The sequence below is a fragment of the Halalkalibacter krulwichiae genome (genome assembly GCF_002109385.1).
GTDB classification, from domain to species: Bacteria; Bacillota; Bacilli; order Bacillales; family Bacillaceae_D; genus Halalkalibacter; species Halalkalibacter krulwichiae.
The window spans coordinates 1,478,145-1,499,169 of sequence record NZ_CP020814.1; the positions used below are offsets into that span (position 1 = coordinate 1,478,145).

The 21,025-nt window shown below is 36.9% G+C and carries 23 protein-coding genes and 2 pseudogenes; 18 read left to right on the forward strand and 7 right to left on the reverse strand.

The window, feature by feature from the left end; all coding sequences use genetic code 11:
- Positions 1-930, reverse strand: coding sequence for an ABC transporter ATP-binding protein (locus BkAM31D_RS07610; RefSeq protein WP_066152383.1), 930 nt, complete (start codon positions 928-930; stop codon positions 1-3).
- Positions 931-1,142: 212 nt separating this feature from the next.
- Between BkAM31D_RS07610 and BkAM31D_RS07615 the strand changes: the two genes are divergently transcribed.
- The 9 genes and pseudogenes from BkAM31D_RS07615 (at position 1,143) to BkAM31D_RS24205 (ending at position 7,150) form a co-directional block, all read left to right on the forward strand.
- A complete protein-coding gene (locus BkAM31D_RS07615; protein WP_066152670.1) occupies positions 1,143-1,862 on the forward strand; it encodes a gamma-glutamyl-gamma-aminobutyrate hydrolase family protein in 720 nt (239 codons plus the stop codon).
- Positions 1,863-1,905: 43 nt separating this feature from the next.
- Positions 1,906-2,538 carry a hypothetical protein gene (locus tag BkAM31D_RS07620; protein ID WP_066152380.1) on the forward strand — a complete coding sequence of 211 codons (633 nt, stop codon included), beginning with the start codon at positions 1,906-1,908 and terminating at the stop codon, positions 2,536-2,538.
- Positions 2,539-2,840: 302 nt separating this feature from the next.
- Positions 2,841-3,778: pseudogene (locus BkAM31D_RS07625) on the forward strand (ring-cleaving dioxygenase).
- 21 nt (positions 3,779-3,799) lie between these two features.
- The gene (locus tag BkAM31D_RS07630) at positions 3,800-4,408 is read left to right on the forward strand and encodes a flavin reductase family protein (protein ID WP_066152372.1); all 609 of its coding nucleotides are present in this window, start codon (positions 3,800-3,802) and stop codon (positions 4,406-4,408) included.
- 76 nt (positions 4,409-4,484) lie between these two features.
- Positions 4,485-5,087 carry an alpha/beta hydrolase gene (locus tag BkAM31D_RS07635; RefSeq protein WP_066152369.1) on the forward strand — a complete coding sequence of 201 codons (603 nt, stop codon included), beginning with the start codon at positions 4,485-4,487 and terminating at the stop codon, positions 5,085-5,087.
- Between the two features lie 123 nt (positions 5,088-5,210).
- Positions 5,211-5,627 (forward strand): DoxX family protein, encoded by a 417-nt coding sequence (locus BkAM31D_RS07640; RefSeq protein WP_066152365.1) that lies wholly within the window; start codon positions 5,211-5,213, stop codon positions 5,625-5,627.
- Between the two features lie 179 nt (positions 5,628-5,806).
- Positions 5,807-6,418 carry an NAD(P)H:quinone oxidoreductase gene (wrbA, locus tag BkAM31D_RS07645; RefSeq protein ID WP_371807187.1) on the forward strand — a complete coding sequence of 204 codons (612 nt, stop codon included), beginning with the start codon at positions 5,807-5,809 and terminating at the stop codon, positions 6,416-6,418.
- Positions 6,419-6,656: 238 nt separating this feature from the next.
- The gene (locus BkAM31D_RS07650; RefSeq protein ID WP_066152358.1) at positions 6,657-6,983 is read left to right on the forward strand and encodes a hypothetical protein; all 327 of its coding nucleotides are present in this window, start codon (positions 6,657-6,659) and stop codon (positions 6,981-6,983) included.
- 35 nt (positions 6,984-7,018) lie between these two features.
- Positions 7,019-7,150 (forward strand): hypothetical protein, encoded by a 132-nt coding sequence (locus BkAM31D_RS24205; protein ID WP_257391640.1) that lies wholly within the window; start codon positions 7,019-7,021, stop codon positions 7,148-7,150.
- Positions 7,151-7,258: 108 nt separating this feature from the next.
- On the opposite strand, the gene yiaA is transcribed toward BkAM31D_RS24205, so the two are convergent.
- A complete protein-coding gene (gene yiaA, locus BkAM31D_RS07655; protein WP_066152353.1) occupies positions 7,259-7,729 on the reverse strand; it encodes an inner membrane protein YiaA in 471 nt (156 codons plus the stop codon).
- 205 nt (positions 7,730-7,934) lie between these two features.
- On the opposite strand from yiaA, the gene BkAM31D_RS07660 reads away from it, so the two are divergent.
- Genes BkAM31D_RS07660 through BkAM31D_RS07670 form a run of 3 tightly spaced genes read left to right on the forward strand, consistent with a single transcriptional unit; the run spans position 7,935 to position 9,903 of the window.
- Complete coding sequence (locus BkAM31D_RS07660) at positions 7,935-8,318, forward strand: GntR family transcriptional regulator (RefSeq protein ID WP_066152349.1); 384 nt, start codon at positions 7,935-7,937, stop codon at positions 8,316-8,318.
- A complete protein-coding gene (locus BkAM31D_RS07665; RefSeq protein WP_306807458.1) occupies positions 8,305-9,186 on the forward strand; it encodes an ATP-binding cassette domain-containing protein in 882 nt (293 codons plus the stop codon). The genes BkAM31D_RS07660 and BkAM31D_RS07665 overlap by 14 nt, the downstream gene beginning before the upstream one ends.
- On the forward strand, positions 9,187-9,903 hold the full coding sequence (locus tag BkAM31D_RS07670; protein WP_066152343.1) for a hypothetical protein: 717 nt from the start codon (positions 9,187-9,189) through the stop codon (positions 9,901-9,903). It begins immediately after the preceding gene.
- A gap of 103 nt (positions 9,904-10,006) precedes the next feature.
- On the opposite strand, the gene BkAM31D_RS07675 is transcribed toward BkAM31D_RS07670, so the two are convergent.
- Complete coding sequence (locus tag BkAM31D_RS07675; protein ID WP_169801095.1) at positions 10,007-10,513, reverse strand: sigma-70 family RNA polymerase sigma factor; 507 nt, start codon at positions 10,511-10,513, stop codon at positions 10,007-10,009.
- 471 nt (positions 10,514-10,984) lie between these two features.
- Here BkAM31D_RS07675 and BkAM31D_RS07680 point away from each other — a divergent pair.
- From BkAM31D_RS07680 to BkAM31D_RS07690, 3 genes and pseudogenes are all read left to right on the forward strand, one after another.
- Positions 10,985-11,868 (forward strand): annotated as a pseudogene (locus tag BkAM31D_RS07680) (pirin family protein).
- Between the two features lie 92 nt (positions 11,869-11,960).
- Positions 11,961-12,920, forward strand: a complete 960-nt coding sequence (gene trhO / locus BkAM31D_RS07685) for an oxygen-dependent tRNA uridine(34) hydroxylase TrhO (RefSeq protein WP_066152338.1) — start codon at positions 11,961-11,963, stop codon at positions 12,918-12,920.
- A 110-nt stretch (positions 12,921-13,030) separates the two neighbouring features.
- On the forward strand, positions 13,031-13,180 hold the full coding sequence (locus BkAM31D_RS07690; RefSeq protein WP_371807188.1) for a YjcZ family sporulation protein: 150 nt from the start codon (positions 13,031-13,033) through the stop codon (positions 13,178-13,180).
- A gap of 176 nt (positions 13,181-13,356) precedes the next feature.
- Here the strand turns inward: BkAM31D_RS07690 and BkAM31D_RS07695 are convergent, their stop codons facing one another.
- The 4 genes from BkAM31D_RS07695 to BkAM31D_RS07710 form a co-directional block, all read right to left on the reverse strand.
- Positions 13,357-14,145 (reverse strand): FAD synthetase family protein, encoded by a 789-nt coding sequence (locus tag BkAM31D_RS07695; protein ID WP_066152335.1) that lies wholly within the window; start codon positions 14,143-14,145, stop codon positions 13,357-13,359.
- A 68-nt stretch (positions 14,146-14,213) separates the two neighbouring features.
- Positions 14,214-15,008, reverse strand: a complete 795-nt coding sequence (locus BkAM31D_RS07700; RefSeq protein ID WP_066152333.1) for a 2-keto-4-pentenoate hydratase — start codon at positions 15,006-15,008, stop codon at positions 14,214-14,216.
- A 15-nt stretch (positions 15,009-15,023) separates the two neighbouring features.
- Positions 15,024-15,500 (reverse strand): flavin reductase family protein, encoded by a 477-nt coding sequence (locus BkAM31D_RS07705; RefSeq protein WP_066152332.1) that lies wholly within the window; start codon positions 15,498-15,500, stop codon positions 15,024-15,026.
- A gap of 308 nt (positions 15,501-15,808) precedes the next feature.
- Complete coding sequence (locus tag BkAM31D_RS07710; RefSeq protein ID WP_066152329.1) at positions 15,809-17,614, reverse strand: V4R domain-containing protein; 1,806 nt, start codon at positions 17,612-17,614, stop codon at positions 15,809-15,811.
- Between the two features lie 171 nt (positions 17,615-17,785).
- On the opposite strand from BkAM31D_RS07710, the gene BkAM31D_RS07715 reads away from it, so the two are divergent.
- From BkAM31D_RS07715 to BkAM31D_RS07725, 3 genes are all read left to right on the forward strand, one after another.
- A complete protein-coding gene (locus BkAM31D_RS07715; RefSeq protein ID WP_066152327.1) occupies positions 17,786-18,682 on the forward strand; it encodes an alpha/beta fold hydrolase in 897 nt (298 codons plus the stop codon).
- A 23-nt stretch (positions 18,683-18,705) separates the two neighbouring features.
- Positions 18,706-19,875, forward strand: coding sequence for an acyl-CoA dehydrogenase family protein (locus BkAM31D_RS07720; protein ID WP_066152324.1), 1,170 nt, complete (start codon positions 18,706-18,708; stop codon positions 19,873-19,875).
- 87 nt (positions 19,876-19,962) lie between these two features.
- The gene (locus tag BkAM31D_RS07725; protein ID WP_066152321.1) at positions 19,963-20,943 is read left to right on the forward strand and encodes a VOC family protein; all 981 of its coding nucleotides are present in this window, start codon (positions 19,963-19,965) and stop codon (positions 20,941-20,943) included.
- The last annotated feature ends 82 nt before the right edge of the window (positions 20,944-21,025 follow it).

A 21,025-nucleotide genomic window follows, 5' to 3' on the forward strand; every position in this document is an offset into this window, starting at 1 on the left:
TTAATCCCTCCATTCCTTACCAGTGAACGTAATAAAAACATCCTCTAGACTCATTTCGCGGATGGAGACCTGCTCGACGGAATAATTCTTTTCTTTTGTAAACCCAAATAAGTTGTACAACGTGTCTTCTGGATTTGTTGTCCATAGTTTTAATGATGTATGTTCGAGCTCTGTACGTGAGACTGAATGAAGACGAGAAGAATAGTGATTGGCTTCCTCGGCAGCAAGTGGTCCATCAACAAAAGATAAATGAATTTCTCTTTCTTTCGTTAATTGATCAATGAGTGAAGAGGGGGTATCCAAAGTGACAACTTTTCCTTGATCAACGATACAAACGCGGTCACTTAACTTTTCAGCTTCTTCCATATAATGTGTCGTTAAAATCGTTGTTTTTCCTAATTCTTTTAACTGTAAAATGATATCCCAAATATTGCGTCGTGCTTGAGGGTCAAGACCTGTTGTCGGTTCATCAAGGAAGATAATCTCTGGATCGCTAATCATTGCAAGCCCAATCGCAAGCCTTTGACGCTGACCACCGGATAATTTTTTTACTTGATTGTTTCGGTGATCGGTTAAGTTGATTAGGGTAAGAATTTCCTCAGTTGGACGGGCCTTGTCGTAAAAAGTAGCAAAGAGGTTCAAGTTTTCTTGCGGAGATAATAAATCAAACATGGCACTTGATTGAGGCTGTACCCCGATTTTCTTTTTGATCATTGTTGCATGGTGATTCCAGTTCAACTCGCCAAAAGAGATTTCTCCATCATCTGGTGGAACAAGCCCTTCAATCATTTCCAGTGTCGTCGTTTTTCCGGCCCCATTTGGCCCAATGATGGTGAAGACTTCTCCAGCCTTGACTGAAAAGTTGATGTCCTGTACAGCGTGAATCGTTCCAAACGACTTTTTTAAGTTTTTCACTTCTAATACGGTCATTTTATTCCTCCTTATGAAACGAACTTCTCATCTTATATACGTTATAGATTTCTTAATAGTTTCAGAACTGCCACTTCAGATTAAGCGGCTTGGCGTATGTTTTTGTACAAATTGCCAAAAGTAAACAGAGATAATGCAGAATAAACTTTTGTTTTTACATCTCTTGATTAGACTTGAAACCTATACATTAGGAGGGATTCAGCTTGAGAAATATGAAGAAACCTATCATAGGATTAACGAGTTCAATTGTAAGTCATCACAATATCCCAAGTGTAAATTTACATACTAAATTTATTTCTTCAGTAAAAAGAGCTGGAGGAATCCCACTCATTATTCCGATCGGTACAGAAGAAATGTCAGAAGAATATGCTTCAATTTGTGATGGGTTGATCCTGACTAATGGAGAAGATGTCGATCCCTATTCTTTCAATGAAGAGCCAGATCCGCAAATAAAACAAACAAATGAAAATCGTGATAAATTAGAAATTGCGCTTGTGCAACAGGCTCAAAAGAAGAAAAAACCACTTTTGGGGGTATGTCGAGGAAATACGATGTTAAATGTTGCATTAGGAGGTACACTCATACAAGACATCCCTACACAAAATTCGAAGGCGATCAATCATCATCAAAAAGCAGATAGACCACAACCGACCCACTCGATTCAAATCAAAGAAGAAAGCTGGTTATATGAACTATTCTATACCTCTACAATGCGAGTGAATAGCTTCCATCATCAAGCGATTGATCAGCTCGGAAAAAACTTAAAAGTAGTTGCAGCTGCACCAGACGGAACGGTTGAAGCGATTGAAGGGATCTCTAAATGTCCTATTATGTGGGGCGTTCAGTGGCACCCAGAAGAAATGGCGAGTGAAGCTCCAACGATGCAACGGATCTTTGATGCCTTTATTGCTAAATGCGTGCATAATGATTAAAAATGAATATCTGGAGATGAACTTTGAGAAGGATGTGATGTGAATGGCAGATAGCAAACAAACTCAATATGTATGGTATGCCAGTTACGGCTCAAATTTAAGTAAGGATCGGTTTTTATGTTACATAAGAGGGGGGAAACCCGAGGGATCAACAAAGGTGGAAGTTGGTTGTAGAGATCAAACCCTACCTAAAAAAGAAGAGACGTATGAAATGCATTATCCTTTATATTTTGCAAAGAATTCCGCTCGTTGGCAAAATCAAGGAGTTGCTTTTATCGGGCTACAAGAGGATAAGAAGCAGGTTCTATACAGTAGAAAATATTTAATTACAACCGAGCAGTTTCTAGATGTTGTCAAACAAGAAAACAACGGAGAAGAGCTCGATATTGATTTGGAAGAAGTGAGAAAGAATAGATATATTACACTAAAAGATTCATGGTACGGAACAATTTTATTTGTAGGAGAAGAAAAGGGATTTCCGGTCTTTACTTTTACAGCTGACTGGGACTTAGATGTACCGTTTAGTACCCCTTCGAAAGAGTATTTGTCTATGATCATGGAAGGGTTGAAAAGAGATGTTGGACTGAATACCGAACAGATTATTCAGTATCTTGAGTCAAAACCAGGTGTGAAGGGGAGTTATCGTTACAGTGAACTTGAGCAGTTGATTATGTAAAAGATGAGTTTTTTTCAGTGATAACTATGATTGAAGAAATCACTTTCGGATTGGTGCGCTTATTAGGCTACGAATTCGAAGGTGTTTTTGCATTCAATTAATGAAGAAACCTTCTGTTCATAATAGTAGTTGACAATAAAAATCAAGTTATTATATAATTATCTCGAATTCGAGACAAAATGCATTTTAATAATATGTCTCGGTTTCATAATATACGACATTGATTATAATTTGAATGAATAGAAGAATGTCAATTACTACAATGGGTTAGTCTAAATCAGTAGATAAAGGAGTGTTAAAAAATGGGTAAACAAACAATGGGTATTCACCATATTACAGCGATTGTAGGTCACCCCAAGAAAATGTTGATTTTTATGCAGGGGTGTTAGGATTACGCTTAGTCAAGCAAACGGTCAACTTTGATGATCCCGGTACGTATCATCTTTATTTTGGCAATGAAGGTGGAAAACCAGGTACGATCATCACGTTCTTTCCATGGGCGAATGCGTATCAAGGGAAGATCGGTGATGGCCAAGTTGGTGTGACTTCTTATGTCGTTCCAAAAGGAAGTATCGAGTTTTGGGAAAGAAGGTTGGCAAAGTTCGACGTTCCTTTTACAAAAACGGAACGGTTTGGAGAAGTGTATCTTGAGTTTGATGATACACATGGACTTCACCTAGAAATAGTTGCAAGAGAAGAAGGCGAACCAAACACGTGGCAATTCGGTGAAGTGACACCTGATGTAGCAATAAAAGGGTTCGGTGGTGCAACGTTATTATCTGCTCAACCACATAAGACAGCCGAATTGCTTGTACAGGTAATGGGCCTTGAAAAAGTTGCGGAAGAAGATGACCTTATTCGTTTCCGCTCACCAAGTGAGATTGGCAATATCATTGATTTGAAAAAATCATCAATCGGTCGAGGTCAAATGGGTGTTGGGACCGTTCACCATATTGCCTGGAGAGCACTTGATGATCAGGATCAGTTAGATTGGAAAAACCATGTTGAAAGTTTTGGGTATGGGGTTACTCCTGTTCAGGATCGAAACTATTTTAATGCGATTTACTTTAGAGAGCATGGAGAGATTTTATTTGAAATAGCGACAGACCCTCCTGGATTTGCTCATGATGAATCATATGAAACAATGGGAAATCAGTTAAAGCTCCCAAATCAATATGAACCACATAGAGAAAAGATTGAACAAGGTGTGTTACCATTTGAAGTAAGAGAGTTAGATTAATTTGATGAGAGGATGATCAAGGTGCTATCAATTGATCCGTCAGCCCAAACAGAAAGAGAAAATTATAAGTTTTTAATCGGAAGCATTATTCCACGACCAGTCGCTTTTGTTACGACGGTTTCTGCCGATGGGACATTGAACGGGGCGCCATTCAGCTACTTTAATATCGTCTCTTCCAATCCACCAATGATTTCAATTTCGGTTCAGCGAACGGGAGGAAGACAAAAAGATACCGCTAGAAATATTAACGACCTTAAGGAGTTCGTCGTTCATATTGTCGATAATCAAAATGTAAAACAAATCAATCAAACAGCAGCAAGTCTCCCGTCAGATGAAAGTGAACTAGAATTAGCCAATCTAACTCCAGTAAAGAGCACAAATATCTCCGTACCTGGAATTAAAGAGGCAAAAATTCGCATGGAATGTACGTTAGAGCATTCTTTACAATTAGGTGAAGGGGATAAACAAAGCTGTGATTTCATAATCGGAAAAGTCGTTCGATTTCATATTGATGAGAACATTTATGAGAACGGAAGAATTGATGCAAACGGGTTAGGTGCGGTGAGCCGTCTAGCTGGGAATGACTATGCCAAAATAGGAGAAGTTTTTTCTTTGGAAAGGCCTAAATAATCGCAGCGTATGCAAAAAATGTAGTGAGAATTTATTCTCTACAATGATTCAAGACTTTAGAAAGGGGATACAAAAAATGAAACATATTTATCAAAAAGGAAAAGATCTATCAAAGCCGACTCTTTTATTGCTTCACGGTACAGGAGGAAATGAACTAGATTTAATGCCACTTGCAGGAATGATTGATGAGGATGCATCTGTATTAAGTGTGAGAGGAAACGTATTAGAAAACGGGATGCCACGTTTCTTTAAACGATTAGCGGAAGGGGTGTTTGATGAAGAGGATCTCATTTTCCGTACGAAAGAATTAAATCAATTTCTTAATGAGGCTGCAGAACAGTACGAGTTTGATCGAGACAATATGATTGCAATCGGATACTCAAATGGAGCCAATATCGCAGCGAGCTTATTGTTACATTATGAAAATTCATTGAAAGGTGCCATTCTTCATCATCCGATGGTTCCTAGAAGAAATATGGCCCTTCCAGATCTCACAGGAAAGTCAGTATTTATCGCAGCCGGAACGAATGATCCGATTTGCTCACCACAGGAATCAGAAGAATTATACTCATTATTAGAGCAAGCAAATGCAACGGTTGAGCTCCACTGGGAGAATCGTGGACATCAATTAACAGCAGACGAAGTAGCTGCTGCTGCAAAATGGTATCAAAATAAATAATTAATAAATATTTTACAAAAATATATTGAATTAGGAATAAATAAAATGGTAATATATTAAACAGAGGCAAATAAACACCAAAGCGGTGTTTATTTGTACCAAACATTTGGAGGAGAAAAGGTAATGGCAAACAGAAGTGAAATAGGAACATTATTATTACGAGTAGTATTGGGGATTGTGTTTTTAGCTCACGGTTCACAAAAATTCCAAGGAGGAATTGAAAATATAGTTGGATGGTTTGACAGCATCGGTTTACCAGGAGGCTTTGCTTATGTGGTCGCTGTACTTGAGATCGTCGGAGGAATTGCTTTAATTCTAGGATTAGGGACAAGAATTGCAGCTGCTATTTTAGGACTTATTCTCGCTGGAGCAATCTTCAAAGTAAACCTAGCACTAGGATTTATCGGAGGTTATGCTTATGACTTAATCTTACTTGTTATCGCAGTTCACTTAGTCATAAACGGAAGTAAGCAATATTCACTCGGGCAATTTTTGTTCAAAAATCAAGAAAGCAGATCAACTTTTTCAAAATCAGCTTAAATATCTCGAAATAAAGAAAAGTTAATTAAGGATAAATGATTTTGAACTAAGATGTAAACATTGAACTATTTTCATTTGAAACGATTCGCAAAAGAACAAAGAGGCAAGACTAAAGAGGAAGGTGTAAGAAGATGGGCCTTATTGAAAAATTATTTGGAAAATCAAAGGAGACGAATAAGATGTCAAACATTAAATTAGCCGTTATTTATTACAGTATGGGTGGAACGAATTATCAATTATCAAAATGGGCAGAAGAAGGAGCAAAAGAGGCAGGCGCTGAAGTAAAAGTACTTAAAGTACCTGAGCTTGCACCGCAATCTGTAATTGATGAAAACGAAGGCTGGAAAGCTCATGTTGAATCTACGAAAGATGTTCCGGAAGTAACATTGGATGATCTAGAGTGGGCAGACGCAATTATTTTCAGTGTTCCGACTCGTTTTGGAAACATGCCAGCGCAAATGAAACAATTTTTAGACACGACTGGCGGGCTTTGGTTTAATGGGAAACTTGTTAATAAAGTTGTAAGTGCGATGACATCCGCACAAAATCCTCATGGCGGCCAGGAAGCAACAATCTTATCGCTTTATACAACAATGCACCACTGGGGCGCGCTTATCGCATCACCTGGATACACTGATCCAGTCCAATTTGCAGCAGGCGGTAACCCATACGGAGTTAGCGTAACAGTTGGTCAAGATGGAAAAATGATTGAAGATGTAGAAGCGGCAGTTAAATATCAAGCTAAACGTACAGTTACGGTTGCGGAATGGGTGAAAAAAGGCAATCAATAATGTGGAATGAAACCAATCAATTAACGTTGATTGGTTTTTTGATATAAAGGGCCTACTAATTTAACCATTATACATCTGAAGGACAAATATATTTATGATAAAAAAAGTGGACAATTAAGTATAGTAGGTCTTTAATGAATGTATTAACTATAATAATGAAAGAATAAAAAATGAAAATTGCAACAACTAGAGTGGAACTAAATAAAATTTTCCTTAAAATAACCATATAGGTGAAGAGATGAAACAAAAACTTTTCCTTGTAATCACCATATTCATTGCTTTTCTTGTAAATCCTTATAGCCCAATGGACCAAGCTCCTTTTGAAATAAACAATGACGTCTATCTGGCTACTGATCTTGATTCGACAGTAAGTGCTACGGTTTTACTTTCCCCTAATTTATTTACATTTGTACTAGCTATGTTATGGGGGCTTACTTTTACTCATCTAAATCGCTACACAAGATATATTGTAGAGTTATTGCATTCTTTTGTCCCTTTAATAAAAACGAAAAGAAATCTTTTAACAATAAAATATCAGAGTACATTCTTCTCTTGTTTGTCTTAATTTCTTTTGAAAAACAAACAGAGGAGATGAGATAAATGTTAAAGAAAAAAGAAACAACGAACTGGACAGTGAGTGAGCCTATTAAAGGCTTAATTGCTGGGGTGATTATGATGATCGTTGTATTTAGCATTGCCTATTTTGTGTTTGGCCTTGTGCCGTTTTCGTAAATACGAATGATTAAGCAAACTGAATCTTAAGATTTGGTTTGCTTTTTTTTGTGTGTGGCTTTTTAAAAAAGCGCTGATCCTTTTGGATTAACGCTTCCCTTAATGAAATCAACCTCTTTCCCTTGCGATCTGTGTATCCCTAATATTTTTTTGAATCGTTATCGCTGCAAATAAACTAAGAACAAAAGCCATGCCATAAAAACCTTTTTCGCTTAAAACAATACTTTCTGCATTAAATAACCCGATCCCCATTAATGAAACAGCTATAATAAGCGCTAACCAGCTGATCCCATAATAAATACTTGTAACGGGTATGCCTTCATCTTTATCTCTTACTGCTTTCTGAAGAGATATTGCGGAATAGAGTCCGAAAATTAAAATAGCAAAGTAATACCCTTTTTCGTTCAGTTCCATTGTTGCATTAAATAAACCAATGAGATACCCCGAAACACCTACTAACAAGGCGGCCCAAGCAGCGCCTTTAAAAGCTGCAGTTGGCTCTCCGTCTTTCCTTTCTTCTTTCATTTTAAGATCAGTTTGTTTTTCTTTATCTACGACAACTTCACTTTTGTTTGTCATTCATCTTTTCCTCCTTTTTGTTAGCTAAGCTACTATCTTAGTACATTATATAGAAATTACTTACAAATAATAGATGAATTTTCCATCTCCAATTTAATTTATGTATTCACTCATTTATTGACAATGGGGAGATAGTCTTATATGGTTATATGCATAACTATATAACCATAAAACATTGTGTGAATGTCGGGGGGGTGAAAATCCATTGAGCAAGTCTTTTGATCAGAAGAAACCTATCTTTATCCAAATTAAAGAACTGATAGCAGATCAAATTATCAATAATCAATTAAAGGAACATGAGCAAATTCCATCAACCAACCAACTCGTCCAATATTATAAGGTCAACCACTTAACTGTTGCGAAAGGGATTAATCTTCTAGTTGAAGATGAGATTATTTACAAAAAGAGGGGTGTTGGGATGTTTGTTTCAGAAGGTGCAAAAGAAAAGCTAATGTTGCAACGGAGAAAAGGATTTGCAGAAGAGTTTGTATTGCCAATGTTAGAAGAAGCGAAAAAGCTTCAGTTGTCAAATAGTGAGATTCTGAAAGTCATAGAAGAATTGAAAGGACGTGTGAATGATGAGTATTAAGGTAGAGGGGCATCATTTAACGGTTCAATTTAAAGAGCATGAAGCGTTAACCAATGTGAGCTTTACATTAGAAAGCGGCAAGATCTATGGACTGATTGGGAGAAATGGTGCAGGGAAAACGAGTTTGTTGTCTTTACTAGCCTCTTACAGAAAACCAAGTTCAGGTACTCTTAAAATAAATGGAGAAGACATATTTGAAAATGAAAAGTGGATGGCTGAAGTGACATTTGTTCATCAGACAAACTATAAGGATGAATATGACACTGCTGAGGCTTATTTGAAGTTAGCGGAACGTTATCGGCCCTCCTTTGACCGAAAGTATGCGGAAGAAGTAGCCGCCCTCTTTAAGCTACCATTAAATCAACCTGTAAGAAAGCTTTCAACAGGGATGCAATCAGCTCTAAATGCCACGATTGGTTTAGCAACAAGGTCAAAGGTAACGATCTTTGATGAAGCCTATCAAGGAATGGATGCTCCTACTCGAGAGGTTTTCTACAAAGAAATATTAGAAGATCAGGCAAGATTTCCTAGAGTGATTATTTTATCAACCCATTTAGTTTCAGAAATGGAGTATTTATTTGATGAAGTTCTCATGATTCATAAGGGGAAATTAATGATTCAAGAGCCAATCGATACTTTGCTGCAAAAAGGTTTTTCCGTTACAGGTGATGCCGAGCAAGTAGAGCAATTTGCAGAAGGACTTGAAACGTTAAGTGAACAGCGACTTGGGGGAACAAAATCTGTGATGGTCTATGGTGCTATACCCGAGGATAAAATAGACTTTGTTCGGCAATCTGGATTAGAAGTAGGGAATGTTACTCTTCATGACCTATTTATCCAATTAACGAATGAGAAGGAGGAGAACTAAATGAATCAACTGATAAAAAAAGTAGCAACAGATCTTTACTCAGTTCAAATGAAATGGGTAGCGTGGTATTTACCAATCGTCTTTGTTGTATATGTTGCACTACTTGCGTTCGTGGCTGAACCAGAATTGAGAACAATGTCATTGCTGACTTTTACGTTTCAAACGGCTACAATCTTTATGCTTGTCTGTGGAATTCTAGCAAGTTTTGTCTTCCTCCCAGTATATATTAAGCAAGGAGTCACTAGAAAAACATACTTCAAAGCTACTATTTTGTCATCGATTGCTTTAGCAACGACAATCATTGTGATTACGGCGTTTGCAACGTGGGTTCTGACATTTTTTAAAAGATATACTACGCTTTTTGATGAGGTAGTCTTATCATCACTAGTTGTAATAGAGGGGAATTGGTTTTTAATCAGTTTTGCTTATGTAATAGTGATTTTCATTTATTATCTAGCTGGTTGGCTTATTAGCTTAGGGTTTTATCGGTACGGAGCGGCTGGTGGTTTTGGGTTTATTGCAATTTCTTTAGTGCTGATTTTCCTTACTGATATTATTTGGAATTTAAATACACCGAAGCCAATCGTAGGAATTATCCCGATTGGAAGTTTCTCTATTAATATAGGAATTGCATTCATATTATCGCTTATTATTATCGCTATTGTTGTTACTATTGTACAAAAAGTAACGAAAGACATCGCAATTGTAGTGGAGTAGGTAGGAAGAGGTGACAACGGCCGATTCACTACTAGCTTTAGAGGAGAGAGCTACTCCTCTAAAGCTTTGAAAGGTGAATCCTTTTTTGTATTGACTAAATCATCTAGTGGTTAAGGATGAGAGCATTGTCCCGCAATTTTTTTAAAGTCTTTTTCCGTAGTAGATAGATTGAGTTTCTAGATAGATCAAAAACAGTCTGAAGCTCTGCTGATTTCATTTCCAGGAAGATCGCCTTATGAACCCACCTTTTTTCTTTATCAGTTAAATTCCATAAATAAGCTTCAATCATTTCTTTTTCAAGAGGGATTTGCCCTTGGGTACTTGGTTCGAACTCGATAATCTCCTCAGTCGCAAACGAATGTCGCTCTTTAAACTTTGTTTCTTTACTAAGGTGGCTCATCATTCTACCGCGAATAAAGGAGATTGCATAAGAAGGGAAATGTCCTTTATCTGGATCGAACTGTTGATAAGCATTCCAAAGCGCAATACATCCAATTTGATAAAACTCGTCATGATCTTTGTACAAACGTAAAGTAACTAATTGTTTCTTAATAGCTGGATCAAACATACGTAACACTTCTTCAAATGGATATTCTTTAATGTTCATCATACATGTCTTTTTTGAAAACGCGTTTTCTAGTGTATTCCGCCGGTGCATTTACCTTAACGAAATACGGTAGGGCCCGTCACTTCAAGAAAATGGAAATATGGCATGGGAAAAAGATGATGATTTTTTTTGTTTGAGGAGGTTCATTTTTGAACGGAGAACGATGAGTAAAAGTAATTTTTGTAGAAGGATGAAAAATGAACAATTCTCATTTTAAGTGGGTTAGTAGTAACACTAGCCTCTTTTCCTATACTTATTTAACAATGCCATTAAAGAAGAAGATTCAGAGCAATTAAGCAAAAAAAGTTGCTTTTGTGGCTTTATTCATGTAAGTTAAAATGGTTATTAAACATTTTTGTTTAAAAAGTGTGAATTCAATAGTTGTTGTAGCAACAAAGACATTACTAAATTAGAATTTATAACAAGAGGATGGAAAAGAATAGACGGAAGAATAATGATTTGATTATAGGAGTGATGAAAGTGGAGACAAACGTTCCAACACATCAGAGAACTGTGAAGGATTCTTGGTATGTGAAGTATGAACAAGCCTCTTTTCCTTTTATCCAAAAGGGTTGGGTTCTACCTGCAGGGAGATGGAGAGATTTCGATCCTTTTATCCTGATGGCAGAAGATTGGTTTAAAAGAGGAGCTTTCGCTGATCATCCGCATCGTGGTTTTCAAACGATTACGTATGTCATTGATGGTCGATTAGAGCATATTGATAATGGTGGTGGCCGGGATATTTTAGAGCCTGGTGACGTTCAATATATGAATGCAGGATGGGCGGCTAGGCATGCTGAAGAGGCAGTGGAGGACGACATTGCTCACACGCTGCAGTTATGGTTAAACTTACCAAAGAACTTAAAAAAGTCAGACACCTCTTATCAAAATGTTTATTCAGAAGATGCGCCAATATTCAACGTTGAAGGGGTCTTATTAGGGTATTTGCTGGTGAGTTTGAAAATGTAAAAGGACCTCTCGAATCAGTTGTTCCAATCACACTAGCAGAAGTGAACCTTGAAAAAGGAGCTAGCTATGTCCATACATTGCCTGAAACGGACAATGCTTTTTTATATGTTCTATCGGGAGAATTGGAATTTGGAGAAGGAGCGAATAAAGTCCAATTATCAAAGCATGGTGTAGCAACACTTACCTATAAAGAGGATGGGGACTTATCTAAAAAAAGTTCATTTGCAATGACTGCAACTAGCAGACGTTCAAAAGTGCTTATTTATTCTGGAACACCAATTAAAGAGGAGATTGTTCCTCATGGTCCTTTTGTGATGAACTCGATGGAAGAAATTAGACAAGCTTACAGAGATTATCATGACGGGAAATTTGGACCTCCTGCAAATTAAAAAAATGACGGAATCATTCGCTGTAGCGTTTCAGAACTAATGTTATACAAATATAATCACAATGATAAAAAACAATAGTGGGAGGATATAAAATGAAACATCCATATAGGGTATTACTTTATTACATGTATGTGCCAATCGAAGATCCAGAGATGTTTGCTTCAGAGCATTTAACATTTTGTGAAAGCTTAGAACTAAAGGGAAGAATTCTTGTAGCTAAAGAAGGAATAAATGGGACGGTTTCCGGTACAGTGGAACAGACTGAGGAGTATATGAAAGTGATGAAATCAGATCCACGTTTTGCTGAAATGGTCTTTAAAATGGACGAATCGGATACTCATGCTTTTAAAAAGATGCACGTACGCCATCGTGAAGAGCTTGTTACACTTAGATTAGAAGACGACGTTAATCCAATGGAAACGACGGGGAATTACCTTAAGCCATCAGAATTCTTTGAGGCAATGCAAGATCCTGATACGGTCGTTATTGATGCGAGGAATGACTACGAATATGAATTAGGACATTTTCGTGGAGCAATTAAGCCTGAAATAAAGAACTTTCGTGAGTTGCCTGATTGGATTAAACAGAATCGTGATATGTTTGAAGGGAAAAAGGTTCTGACTTACTGTACTGGTGGGATTAGATGTGAAAAGTTCTCCGGTTGGTTACGAAAAGAAGGATTTGAAGATGTTTCGCAATTACACGGTGGAATCGTGACTTACGGTAAAGACCCTGATGTAAAAGGGAAGCTATGGGATGGACAATGTTATGTTTTTGATGAACGGATTAGTGTGCCAGTTAATCAAATCGAGCACGTAATTGTTGGGAAAGATCATTTTACTGGTGAACCTTGTGAACGCTATGTTAACTGTGGCAATCCAGAATGCAATAAGAAAATTCTTTGTTCTCCGGAAAATGAGCACAAATATTTACGCGGATGTACACATGAGTGTCGAGTACATCCAAGGAATCGTTATGTTGCAGAACACAACTTAACTAAAGAGCAAGTGAACGAAAGACTTTCACAACTATTGGGTGAAGTAGAGATTTAAAAGGAAACTGGATTGGTTAACGAATAATCAAAAAAATGTTATCAATCATAGTGAGATTTGAACACAAAAAGGGCCAATAACATAGGATGTCATTGTGAAGGTGATCCTTCATGAAAACTGATCAAAGGGAGTTGGTCATGATGAGTACAGTAGCAGGAACAGGATATAGTGGAGGATTTGCGTTATTAGTCGTATTATTCATCCTTCTAGTTATTATCGGTGCAAGTTATGTAGGTAAAGGATACGGTGGCTTTTATTAATATAAAAGAAAAGGGCAATGAATGCCTGATAATAAAGCAGCTCGTGAAGTAGGCTCTCTTTCTTGAATAGTGGGCCATTCAAAAGAAACCACCCGAACTAGGATGTGTACCAAGCTAGTTTGGGTGGTTTGTGTACAAAGGTAAACATTTAGTAACTTTCAAAGTAAGGTATATAATTAGATTGGTATTGTTTCGAGTTGTTCAACCCATTGGATTGTTAAGAGATTTGGTAATGTAGACGTTTCATGGTGAATCTGAATAAATTTATTGCATTTTACAGTTGCAACACATTCAATATTAAAATGTCGGTCTTCTATCAACACCTTATAACTACCTACATTTGGCAAAGAATAATTGGGTAATAACCCATTTTTTTGACAATACTTCGTTTTATAAAAAGTTCCTAATAAACTCGGTAACTCATTTAATTTTCCTTTAGTTAAGTAATTCCTAATCAATGTTGAGCTAATTTTTTGTTCATTCCATGTTAATTCTTCGACAACAGTTAGGTTTATCTGTTTTGTAGCCGCATAAACTGCCAAAGTATCAACAGAACCTCTTGCTTTTGCGCCATATGTGTAATCAAATCCACAAATAATCTCTTTGGCATTTAACCCTAAGATATAGTCATTTAAAAAAGTATCTGGCTCTACTTTTGCTAACCTTTTGGTAAACTCAACAACATAGAAAACATCTACGCCGAGCCTTTCTAACTTTTCAGCCTTTTGTTCTAATGGTTCTAAGTATAAAACTTCTTTATTAGATAATAAAATACTTTTAGGGTGCGGAAAAAAAGAGAGAACAGCTAATGACAAGTTTTGTGATTTTGCTTTTTCCTTAGCTGTTTGAATTACTTTTTGATGTCCTAAATGCACCCCATCAAAGTAACCAAGTGCCATAGCTACATCAGGCGCTGATTGTTTTATCTCTTGTAATTGATTAGCATTCACATAAACTATTTGCATTATGATCCACTCCTTTTTTCACTGCTGCTGTTAAATACAGTCCTACTTATGCGTATATGAGATTCTTGTCATTTTTTTACTAGTTCCTTAGAAATATTGACGCTTACTTTTCCAAGTATGCCAAAGTCGGCTTCGAATTTATCTCCTGCTTCAAAAGCAACAGCTTTTGAGAGCGCTCCTGATAAAACAAACATGCCTGGTTCGATGGAAATACTATATGCACTTACTTCATTTGCTAACCAAACAACTGCATTGAGTGGGTTACCTAATACAGCTGCGCTCGTTGATTCGTCTAAAAACTCACCATTTTTCTTCACAATCATTGGGATATTTGTAATGTCTTTAATATCTGTAAGAGGTGTACGCTTTCTACCTAAAATCGCACCTGCTGAAGATCCATTGTCCGCTACCGTATCCTCAAATTTAATTTTCCAATTTGCAATACGGCTATCGATTATTTCCACTGCTGGGACAACATAATCCGTTGCATCAATGACATCTTGTACAGTTATGTTCGGTCCTTTTAGTGCTTTATTAAGAATAAAAGCAATTTCAAATTCTACTTTTGGTTGAATAAATGATTCCGTATATAAACCTTCCATCTCGTCATACACCATCGAATCCAAAATAAAGCCATAGTCTGGTGTATATACATTTAACATTTCTTGCATGGCCTTACTTGTTAACCCAATTTTTAGCCCCTTTACTGCCGCACCTGCGTCAATTTTTTGACGAATTTGCGCTAATTGTACCGCATAGGCATTAGCAACTGTCATATTTTCATAGCTTTCAGTTAGTGGTGCGATTGGCTGTTTCGTACGTTCTGCTTTGAGTAATTGTTCAGCTATTAATTGAATATCCATAGACAATTCTCCTTTTTAGGACTCAATTGTTATTAACTCAGTCAATTGGCGATATTGACCACCAAAGAACAATAAAGGATCTTTATCCTCTAGTTGTAAATCTACGACTTTTCCAATAAACAATGTATGGTCGCCTTCTACATGCTCTGATACGACTTCACATGCAATTTTAGCGATGGCTCCTCTTAATACAGGTTGCTCCGCTACTGTTTCAAATTCTACTGCCTCTTCTCCAGGACGTCCTGCGAAATGACGTGAATAAGCCTCTTGATCTTCTGCTAAAATATTTACTGTATATGTTTTAGATTGCGAAACTTTCTCTAAAAATTTTGTTTTATGTCCAATAGAAATGAGGACAAGCTTTGGATCCAATGATACGGACATGAAGCCGTTTGCCGTCATTCCATGTATCTTTCCTTCAGTTTCTGTTAAAAGAACGGTTACACCTGTAGCAAATTTTCCCATCGCATCTCTAAATAAACGATCATCCATATCAAAAACCTCCATTTATAAGTGAATAATTCAAGCATAAATGAATTTATTCAAAAGTATCATTATATTTTTTATTGGAAATCCAAGAAAAAACAATAATAATTACTAAATAAAGAGGAGGGGGAAATCAGTCGTATTCTATTGGGGACGAGCCAAAAGAGCCATTGTACATTAAAAAAATTCACTTTACTCCCTTATGCAAAAATAGGCAAACGATGATCTGAATCCGATAAAAAAACTGTCTCTCCAAGTGTTAGATTGCCTTGACACTTGGAGAGGCAGTTCTTTGATTGTTTAGAATTTATCATTTATCTTTTAAATTCTTCAAAGGTTAAACTGTCTGACAATATTAATGCTTGAATAACTAATAAAATATACGCTGCCGTTGAGGCGTTCTTTAGTGAAATTTGTAGTAGGTCTTCAATTTGTTTTATTCGGTATTGGATACCACCGATTGATAATGTCAGCTCATTCACTGTCTCTTTTAAACGCTGGCCATTTAGTAAATAGATGTAAAGTGTGTATAGCAGCTCTTTTTTTCGTGGATCATTGAAATCGTATAAGTCTTTTAACGTCTTTTGCGCCATTTCATGCAACTGTTCAATGCTCATGTTCATGACGATATCGCCTAGTATACCTAAATCTTCGTAATCTGTTAGTAATTTTTGATTTGGGAATCGCTGTGCGACCAGTGCCTCTTTTAGTGAACGTTCGAAATCTTTTAAGTTACTAAAGGTTCCGCTAAGTCCGAGCGAATATTTATAATTGCTATTTTGTTTCTCTACCTTTTTGAATATTTTTGTGATTGTATTTTTCCAGCTTTTTTTATCAATATTTTGCGAGTTAAGGAGAGCAATTTCTTCTCCAAGTATCGCAAAAATACAAGGTAAATCCCAATCTTTTGCCAACTTCGACAGTTGTATTAGTTGGTCGTGAATGTCAATGATTTCGTTGTTTTTCTTCTTCTTTTGAACACTAATAATCCCTGTAGAAAACGGAGGCTGTAATTTAAATGGTAAAAATTTATAGTAAGATTCAATGCCTTTTATTTTTCGGTTATGGATTAACCGTTCTAATAACGAACTGCGTATGCGTTGCTGCTCTTCAAACTGTGCCTCCTCATATAAGATATATAATGCTAGGACCATTGAAATACGTTCTAAAAATAAATGGTCGTTTTCATCCATGCGCTTTCCATCAAAGTAAAAAAACGAACAAGTGGCATAATTATTTTTATTAATAAGAACAGGAGCTATCAACTTCCAATATGTACTGCCTTTGTAATGCTTAACATTGTGTTTATCGTCAATAAGCGATAACTGTAGCTTTTCTCTATTAATTGTTTCCAACTGTCTTTCCGTTAAGCCAATTTGACTTAAAAGATTGCCATGAATATCCTCAATTAAAATCGGGATGTTTAACAACTCATATGCTTCCTGTACTATTTCATCCATTGAATGCTTCTCTGTTACTTTTTGTGTGAGTTGACTATGAAACGTAGAAATTTTCTCTATCATTTTTTTATGATGTAAAAGTGAATCGTATGTCATTTCAAGTTCGGTTAAAATATTGTCATTTTGATAAAGGTGAATAAGTTCCTCTTGTTCTTCGAGCCAGTCTTGTTCCAAACGCACTTCGAACTCACAGCAAGAATCCCCTTTTGCGACACACTTACGCTCTATGGCAATAATTGACTCGCCATATTCATACGTCAATGCACCACTCGCAAAGCCGCACAACATATGACAAACACATTCATTGGCTAAACCGTAATTTTTTAGGTGTAATTCTGCTTCGAATGATTCTACCCATTGTCCCCACGTATCTATGCATTCAATCTGGCCGTCTGGATGTCGTACAATTTCTCCCATAAAAATAACATCTTTTACGTGGCCTAAGCGTGAGTGTCTTTTACCGACAGGATTCGTGCTGTCTTTATTTTGGCTTTTATTTTTTGCTGACTCGATTCCAAACTCTTTACCAAATCGGAATAAAAATCCTTTTGTTTTATAAGATCCGATGTTGTTATATAAATTATTTTTTAATGTGTGAAATGCATTTGCGGACATTAAGATTGTTTTCGTTTCGCTAGAATCAAAAAATACTTTACTCATTAAATAACCCCCCCTTTTTAGATTATATACTATTATGAAAATAATAACTTTTCAATAAAATTTAAAGATCATTAGTGATATTCCAATAAAAATCGATATGATATTCGAAACTTTGAACAGTTATAATCAAAACAGAAAATGATTAACTGATTAGCACATGGGGGTAATACGATGACAATTTTCGAAGGATTTCATAATAGCTACGTATTAGCAAACGGTGTACGTACACATTATTCTTGGGCCGGAACAGAAGGACCAGCTGTAATTTTACTGCACGGCGCAGGACCTGGAGCTTGTGGTGCAGCAGGTTGGCGCTTTATGTTACCTGCATTAGCTAAAGCGGGCTTCCGTGCATATGCAGTTGACCAACTATCAATGGGCTTTACAGATGCACGCCCTCACGCATGGCCGGTAAAAGGTCATCAAAGTTTAGTTGATCATGTACATGATTTTATTGAAGCGCTATGTCTAGATGAAGTATCACTTGTCGGCAATTCACAAGGTGCTTACGTTGCAGCTAAATACGCAATTGATCATCCTGAAAAAGTAAAAAAGGTTGTTTACATTGGAAGTAATACCATTTATCAAGCGATGCAAGAAGTACCCGCAAGAAAACTTCGTTCATTCTTAGAAGTAATCGGCTACGATTATACGGAAGAAGCGTTACGTAAATTTATGTATCGCAATTCAAGTGAAGACACAGTCATTCCTGAAGAACTCATTCAACTACGTCATGAAGCAGCAACTCGCCCAGGCGTAAAAGAATCAAATCAGGCGTTCGATGCTTACTTAGCAAGAATGAATGAAGAACCAAAGCTTTGGGATCGTTACTGCATTAAAGATACATTACCAAAATTAAAAGTTCCTGGTTTATTCATTTGGGGTAAACAAGATGCTGTCGCACCAGTAGAGACAGGTTATAAGCTTGAGAAATTATTACCAAACATTACATTTGATTATATTGAAAACTGCGGTCACCAAGCACAAACGGACCAACCAGAAATCGTAAACAAACTTGTTATTGATTTTTTAGCAACGGAAAAAAGTAAAGCAGTTACAGCACAATGAATTAGTTTGAAAGGGATGATTACATGGCAACCATCGTTGAAAACAAATCGCTTTATGAAGAAATTATGCAAAAAGCAAAGCGTGTAGGGGAAGTTGCAGAGTTAGAAGCAATGGAAGCAGATCGAAACGCGACCATTTCCCAACGCGTTGCAGATATTATTCGTGAGGAAGAAATTCATCGTTTGATTTTACCAAAAGAGTTTGGCTATCCACAACTCGACTGGCGCACGTTTGTTGATATGATAAGTAAAGTTGGTTATTATAATTTATCTGCTTCATGGCTAACATACTTCTTCTCAGCCCACAACTCTTGGGTTTGCTACTATCCGAAGCATATTCGGGATGCAGTGATTAACCAAGGAGGATTTGTAGCTGACGTATTTGCACCAATTGGAAAAGTGAAACCAGTTGAAGGTGGCTACATTGTTTCAGGTAAGTACAACTTTGTAAGCGGCATCAATTATTGTGACTGGGTTGGCGTAGGTGCAATAATGCAATTTGAAGACAACGATAAGCCTGAGCGGGTAGGTATTTTATTAAAAGTGTCTGATCTAGAAGTAGTAAATACTTGGGATTCCCTTGGTTTACGAGGATCAGGCAGTAATACTTTAATCGTCAACGATGTTTTCGTTAAGCCTGATGCCATTTTACGCTTTAACAAAATAGTTGAAAAGAGCCAACCACCATATGAAGATTTTGATCAAGACTATTTATACTACAATACACCATTTTATCCTGGTTTCTACGTAGGATTCGCAGCGATGGCTGTTGGAGGCGCTGAGCGTGTAGTCGAAGAATTCGAAAAGCATACAGCAGGCCGTGTACGTTTCTCTGGAGTAAACGAAAAAGACTCTCCTACAAGCCAACGTGTGCTTGCTAAGTTAAAACTTGAACTGATTTCCGCTAAAGCATTATTAACTGAATACATTACCATGATGGAAACAGATAAGAGTGGTCCATATGAAGGCGCAAAATATAAAGCAATCCGTGCTGAAATTATTGAAAAATGTACACAAATTGGCATAAAAGCATTGCTAACTTTAGGTGGGCATTCACTATTAAAAGGACATCCAGTTGAGTTATTTGCGCGTGACTTAATTGCCATCGCAACACATATTACTTCTTTATATGAAGACGGCATTCTAGGTTACGGCAGACATTTATTTGGGGTTCAAACAAATATTCAAGGCTAACTTAGCATTCGAAATATGTGATGTATAAAGTGCATGTTCGCATTTTATACACGTCTAAAATTTAAACTAATTATGAGGTGAATATAAGTGGGGAAATTTCTTTATGCACCAGAAATTGCAAAATTAGGACATGTAGCTTTAGTATCAGCAGATCTTGAAAAATCTTTATCCTTTTTCCGCGACACAATCGGTTTAGAAGAAACAGAAGTTGTAGATGGAGTCCACTACTTACGTGCTTGGGGCGACTTTGAGCACCATACACTATCAATTAAAGCTGGTAGTACATCTTACATCGATCATATCGGTTGGCGTACAAAACGTCGTGAGGATGTAGCAACTTTTGCGAAATTATTAGAAGACGCTGGAACAGAAGTACGTTGGATACAAGCTGGTGAAGAAGTAGCACAAGGTGAAGCGATCCGTTTTGAGTTGCCAAGTGGACACCGCTTCGAGCTTTACTATGATATGGAGAAAACACCTGCCGATGAATCTCGTAAATCAGTCCTTAAAAATCAAACGTATAAATCTTGGGCCAAAGGTGTGTCTCCACGCCGTATAGACCACGTAAACTTACAAACTTCTCATGATAACGCTGAAATCGTTAAATATTTACAAGAAGCATTAGGGTTTAAGTTGCGTGAATATTTCGTAAATCCGGACGATGTCCAAGTAGCAAGTTGGTTATCAGTAACAAACTTAGTACACGATGTGGCCATCATGTCTACACCACGTTCAAAAGAGCCTAATGAAATGCACCATATCGCTTACTGGTTAGATAATTCACAAGACTTGCTGCGTGCTGCTGACATCTTATGTGAAGCTGATGTGCAATTTGTAGGTCCAGGTAAACACGGTATTTCTCAAGCAATGTACATTTACGTAAAAGACCCAGGGAGTGGCTTACGTCTCGAAATCTTTACAAATGGCTACTTAATCTTCGAGCCAGATTGGGAACCAATAAAGTGGACGTATGAAGAGTATTTGAAAAACGGATCCGCTTACTGGGGAGACCGTCGACGTGATGACGTAGACCGTGATGCACAAGTAAAAGAATTGTTAAGATCATAATAAAACTACCAGTATTCATATCAATGAATGAACTGCACCCCAAAAGTTAGAATCTGACTTCTGGGGTGTGTTTTTATAGTAA

Coding starts and splice junctions, on each gene's coding strand:
- BkAM31D_RS07610 (WP_066152383.1), bottom strand. CDS start 930: ATGACCGTATTAGAAGTGAAAAACTTAAAAAAGTCGTTTGGAACGATT.
- BkAM31D_RS07615 (WP_066152670.1), top strand. CDS start 1,143: ATGAAGAAACCTATCATAGGATTAACGAGTTCAATTGTAAGTCATCAC.
- BkAM31D_RS07620 (WP_066152380.1), top strand. CDS start 1,906: ATGGCAGATAGCAAACAAACTCAATATGTATGGTATGCCAGTTACGGC.
- BkAM31D_RS07635 (WP_066152369.1), top strand. CDS start 4,485: ATGAAACATATTTATCAAAAAGGAAAAGATCTATCAAAGCCGACTCTT.
- BkAM31D_RS07640 (WP_066152365.1), top strand. CDS start 5,211: ATGGCAAACAGAAGTGAAATAGGAACATTATTATTACGAGTAGTATTG.
- wrbA (WP_371807187.1), top strand. CDS start 5,807: ATGTCAAACATTAAATTAGCCGTTATTTATTACAGTATGGGTGGAACG.
- BkAM31D_RS07650 (WP_066152358.1), top strand. CDS start 6,657: ATGAAACAAAAACTTTTCCTTGTAATCACCATATTCATTGCTTTTCTT.
- BkAM31D_RS24205 (WP_257391640.1), top strand. CDS start 7,019: ATGTTAAAGAAAAAAGAAACAACGAACTGGACAGTGAGTGAGCCTATT.
- yiaA (WP_066152353.1), bottom strand. CDS start 7,729: ATGACAAACAAAAGTGAAGTTGTCGTAGATAAAGAAAAACAAACTGAT.
- BkAM31D_RS07665 (WP_306807458.1), top strand. CDS start 8,305: ATGATGAGTATTAAGGTAGAGGGGCATCATTTAACGGTTCAATTTAAA.
- BkAM31D_RS07670 (WP_066152343.1), top strand. CDS start 9,187: ATGAATCAACTGATAAAAAAAGTAGCAACAGATCTTTACTCAGTTCAA.
- BkAM31D_RS07675 (WP_169801095.1), bottom strand. CDS start 10,513: ATGATGAACATTAAAGAATATCCATTTGAAGAAGTGTTACGTATGTTT.
- trhO (WP_066152338.1), top strand. CDS start 11,961: ATGAAACATCCATATAGGGTATTACTTTATTACATGTATGTGCCAATC.
- BkAM31D_RS07690 (WP_371807188.1), top strand. CDS start 13,031: ATGAAAACTGATCAAAGGGAGTTGGTCATGATGAGTACAGTAGCAGGA.
- BkAM31D_RS07695 (WP_066152335.1), bottom strand. CDS start 14,145: ATGCAAATAGTTTATGTGAATGCTAATCAATTACAAGAGATAAAACAA.
- BkAM31D_RS07700 (WP_066152333.1), bottom strand. CDS start 15,008: ATGGATATTCAATTAATAGCTGAACAATTACTCAAAGCAGAACGTACG.
- BkAM31D_RS07705 (WP_066152332.1), bottom strand. CDS start 15,500: ATGGATGATCGTTTATTTAGAGATGCGATGGGAAAATTTGCTACAGGT.
- BkAM31D_RS07710 (WP_066152329.1), bottom strand. CDS start 17,614: ATGAGTAAAGTATTTTTTGATTCTAGCGAAACGAAAACAATCTTAATG.
- BkAM31D_RS07715 (WP_066152327.1), top strand. CDS start 17,786: ATGACAATTTTCGAAGGATTTCATAATAGCTACGTATTAGCAAACGGT.
- BkAM31D_RS07720 (WP_066152324.1), top strand. CDS start 18,706: ATGGCAACCATCGTTGAAAACAAATCGCTTTATGAAGAAATTATGCAA.